This window comes from Aquimarina sp. AWH4_224, assembly GCF_056160245.1.
Genome location: NZ_JBSWWU010000087.1, coordinates 1 through 270, shown reverse-complemented (window position 1 = coordinate 270; position 270 = coordinate 1). Strand labels below are relative to the sequence as shown.

Here is a 270-nt window from a genome sequence, read left to right as displayed (position 1 = left end):
AGTCTGCTAATGAATCTCCTCGATAATATCCCATCAAATCACTCAACAAAATACCCTGAGAAACTCCATCATTAACAATATGATGAATATCCAACATCAAAATATAATCCTCATCAGACAATCTAATCAATCCTACCCGTAATAAAGGAGGACTACTCAAATCAAAGGGAACCACAAATCTTGAAATCAATGAATCAACTTCTAATTCATTAACCAAACCATAATCCGCTATCGAAAATGAAAAATCATCAACAATATGTTGTTGTGCCT

At 33.3% G+C, this 270-nt stretch carries 1 protein-coding gene; it reads right to left on the bottom strand.

Annotated features, from left to right (window positions below):
* A partial coding sequence (locus ACXAGJ_RS24815; protein WP_474843904.1) for a condensation domain-containing protein occupies positions 1-270 on the bottom strand: 270 nt, incomplete at both ends.